Source organism: Aneurinibacillus sp. UBA3580, from assembly GCF_002375825.1.
In the GTDB taxonomy this organism is placed as follows: Bacteria; Bacillota; Bacilli; order Aneurinibacillales; family Aneurinibacillaceae; genus Aneurinibacillus; species Aneurinibacillus danicus.
Map to the genome: position 1 here is coordinate 3855 of NZ_DFMZ01000052.1, position 3431 is coordinate 7285.

The 3431-nt window shown below is 44.1% G+C and carries 3 protein-coding genes; all 3 read right to left on the reverse strand.

Annotated elements, in window-relative coordinates:
• Positions 1–64 precede the first annotated feature (64 nt).
• Positions 65–1084, reverse strand: a complete 1020-nt coding sequence (locus tag B2899_RS08670; protein ID WP_246147306.1) for a zinc-dependent alcohol dehydrogenase — start codon at positions 1082–1084, stop codon at positions 65–67.
• Between the two features lie 245 nt (positions 1085–1329).
• Positions 1330–2010: a GntR family transcriptional regulator gene (locus tag B2899_RS08675; RefSeq protein WP_286885116.1), complete on the reverse strand. Its 681-nt coding sequence runs from the start codon at positions 2008–2010 to the stop codon at positions 1330–1332.
• Between the two features lie 270 nt (positions 2011–2280).
• Positions 2281–3174, reverse strand: coding sequence for a DMT family transporter (locus B2899_RS08680; protein ID WP_286885114.1), 894 nt, complete (start codon positions 3172–3174; stop codon positions 2281–2283).
• Positions 3175–3431 lie beyond the last annotated feature (257 nt).

The window sequence follows — 3431 nt, forward strand, 5'->3', positions numbered from 1 at the left end:
CACGGCTGCCACTTTTCCATTAAGGTTAAATAAATCGAGTACCATGTATATGCACTTCCTTTCTTTATGGGTGAATGAGAATTTTTAAGGATACATCCGGATTTTCCATTAAGGCAAATCCCTCAGCGATTTGTTCGAGGGGAAGCTGGTGCGAAATAATGGGGGATACATCAATCATCCCGTTTGCCATGATCCGGATTGCTTTTTCAAAATCGCTCCGACTATAGCATCGTGTTGTTATTAAAGAGAGTTCTTTGAAATGCATGGCTGCTAAATCAACCACCGGTGCCTGTTTAAACACGCTGACGACGACAATTTGTCCCTGAATTCTCGCGATGTCCGTCATCTGTTTGGCGGTCGCCGGTGCACCAGCCACTTCGAAAACGATATCAGCTCCAATATTATTTGTAAGCGCAAACACTTCTTCGTTTACATTGCCTTCTCTGGCGTCCAAAGCAGTCAATCCGAGCTCTTTTGCCTTTGCTAAACGGTATGGGCTAATGTCAGAGACAATCACCTGTTCGGCGCCCGCCCGTTTGGCCACCAATCCGATAAGCAGACCAATCGGGCCGCCGCCCAGGATAACAATGTTGTCCCCGACCTTTAGCGAAGAACGGCGTACCGTGTGAACCGCTACGGCGAGAGGCTCCGCCAGGGATGCATGGGCATCGGAGAGCGTTTCAGGAATCAGGTGAAGCCGGTGCAGAGGCACCGCTACATATTCGGCAAATCCACCGTGGCCATCAATTCCGATGAGCCGCAGCGTTTTACATACGTGGGATTGTCCTGACATGCAGGCTTCACATGTTCCGCAGCTAAGGGTAGGCTCGATTACCACTCTATCTCCCAGAGCAAAAGAAGAGTTGCCATAAATGTCCTCGATGATGCCGCTGAATTCATGTCCCATTGCCAGAGGGGCTCTGGCTCTGGGGTGCTTGCCAAAATAAATCATCATGTCCGTTCCACAGATGCCGGCATACGACACTTTTACCAACGCTTCCCCTTTGTTTAATCTGGGCTTGTCTAATTCACCCATCGTTACGTTTTTTTCAGAAACATACAATCCGGCTCTCATCATTGTCATGTTTGTGCACCTCCAACGCGTGTATGTAGTTACTAGTAAGCGAAAACAACGTGTGCTACAATTACACTCAACTACTTGTATACTTGTCGACAAGTTGTGTAAAAGAAAAGCACTGAAGCTCAGGTATCACTGTCATTCCCATTTAGATATTGATTACACAGTTCTGTGTATGTTCGGTAGAAAACACATAGATGTAGCCATGTAAGTTCTCCCCCTTTTTCTGGTTCCTTTGTTTTACCGGGTTTCTATTCGGTATGGAAAATACTATCGCTGACGGTTTTTCGTGTATCTTCAAAATGCGCCTCCACAATCTTTTCGATATAGGCAGCGTCTTTTGACACTAGAGCGTTTACAATGGAACGATGATTGTTGATGACGGTTGCGGCTCCTTGCGTATCTTTTGCGAACCGTTTTTCGGTTGCCACCAGCAGAGCTGTAAGCACAATATGCCGAATCCCGTTCCATAAATGCAGTATTCTTGTGTGGTTGACCGCTGCGATCATCACTTCATGGAAGTGCAAATCCTGGTAGGAAAACTCTACATAATCATGATACTTCGCAGCAAATTCCATTTTATCGATGATTTTATTGAGCGTAGGGACCAGATTTTCATGAGGGTCTTTAGCAAGGCGCTGCAAAACAAAATTTTCGATAAGAAAGCGAACATCGTACAATTCTTCAATGTCTTTCGAAGTTAAGCCTAAGACAACGGCTCCCATGCGTTCAAGACGAATTAATCCTTCGGTTGAGAGCGTTTTCAAGGCTTCTCGCACCGGCGATCTGCTTGTGCCGAATTCCGCTGCAATCTGATTCTCGGACAATACTATACCTGGTTGAATGACACCCTTTATAATTTGCAACCGTAATTCGCAAGAAATCCGCTCACCAAGCGAAGCCCCTTGCAGCCAAGAAGAGGGATACTGCATTTCCATTCGACGCTCCTATCAAGTAGTACGTAAGATTAGTTGATATCTTTAAGTTGTATACAAGTATACAGCTACTGACAATTGTAATATATTATCTGAATTTTGTAAATGCTGTTTATAAAAGAAAGCACGCCTCTTATGAGATGTGCTTCTTTAATGAAAAGGTACGATAATAGGATAAGATCATTTTATCTCCATTCCTACATCGTGTCTTTTCGGTTTATCAAGTAGCTTGTTAACAGCCCCGAACTCAGGGCGACCAGTCTGAATCTAGCCGGACAGCGTCGTCCCTTCCGTACGAGGCGCCTTCTCTCTAGATAATACAACAAGGACAGCCCCTGCCAAAACAATCAAGCCGCCTATCATTTGTAACATCGACATTTTTTCTTGAAACATCAACGTAGAAAGGCCAACAGTGATAACGGGTTCCACCATGCTTAAAATGGAGGCTTTCGTAGGACCCGTAATGTTCATGCCAGCGAAAAAGGTCAACATGGCAATCACACTTGAAAAAAGAGCAATACCCGCGATGGAAAGCCATCCCATGGGAGCGAATGCAAAGTGCAGCGTACCGGTGTATAATCCGCCGATTAAAAAAGAGAGGGAGGCGAATAACGCAATAAAAGCACTGGTGATTACAGGTGAGACCTGTGAAACGACCCGCCCGCCAAAGATGATATAAAAAGAATACACAACGGCAGCAGCAACAGCCAATAGAATACCTGTAAAATTGATATTTTCAGTCGGTGAACCCAGCACAAAAGCGATACCGGATAGGGAAATGAGAATGGATATGAGCAATTGCTTGGATACTTTTTCTTTGTTAACAACAGACGAAAGAATTGCGACAAACACAGGATACAAATATAACAATAGAGCTGCCAACGAGGCGGGTATGTATTTAACGGATGAAAAATAAAAATAGGACTGCAAGGTATAAAGGAGTCCGCCTAATACAAGGAAAGATACAAAATGATGTTTGGTAATCCGCCATTTTTTCACTTTCACAAGTAAATAGAGAAAGAAAAAAATCGAAGCAAAGGCAAAGCGCAAAAATAAAATGGTTGTTAAACTAACGTTATTTTCATACGCGTAGATAACAAAAATGGGCATACATCCAAACCCTGTCGCCGATAGAAATATTAAAAAATAGCCCAAAGGCATGACTGTCCCTCCTTATCTCCCGTCGCTATGGTAATTACAGCATCTCAGGTCATTTGTAATCCGGGTATTTTTTTCTGTGAAAATCATGAGAAAAGAAGGAAGGGAAAGAGGAAATAAGATCCGGGTAAGAAAAAGGCGTTCGCCTTTTTCACCATTGAAATTCTCTCCTCCTTCTTTCCTCTCTTTTCCTTCGTACCACAAAAGTCAGCCGCCCTTCCCATGATTTTCATGCCGGGGTTGCGGCTGAGATGCCATGG